This window comes from Streptomyces sp. DH12, from assembly GCF_020873895.1.
Taxonomy (GTDB): Bacteria; Actinomycetota; Actinomycetes; order Streptomycetales; family Streptomycetaceae; genus Streptomyces.
Genome location: NZ_JAHWGT010001588.1, coordinates 1 through 397 on the forward strand (window position 1 = coordinate 1; position 397 = coordinate 397).

Sequence of the window (397 nt, forward strand, 5' to 3'; positions counted from 1 at the left end):
CCACCAGCACAGCAAGGAGCACGCCGGTGACCACCACCGCACAGCATGGCCCGCCCTGCAGCGCGGCCACCTGCCACCGCGGCCTCCGCGACCACGAACTCGACAACCGCCAGACGATCTGCAGCCCGTGCGTCCACGTCCTCGCCGTCTGGCTGCAGGCCGAGCTGCCCCGGCAGATCATCGTGCTCGAGGGCTCCCGCCAGCGGGAGAACACCGGCGCCTCCTCCGGCGGCCGCACCGTCTACCGCACCGCGCCCCTGCCCGGCCGCGACGACGTCCTCAACCTCCTCGGTCCCGCCGCCTGGTCCGACGGCATACGCGACCCGTACGGCCAGGCCCACACCTACCAGCACGGGCCACTGCCGATCGCCTGCGACCTCGTCCACTGGGTGCGCCA

General features: G+C 73.3%; 1 pseudogene. It reads left to right on the forward strand.

Going from position 1 to position 397, the window contains the following annotated elements:
* Nucleotides 1-26: 26 nt before the first annotated feature.
* Nucleotides 27-397 (forward strand): annotated as a pseudogene (locus tag LPA54_RS41220) (hypothetical protein); the annotation flags it as partial.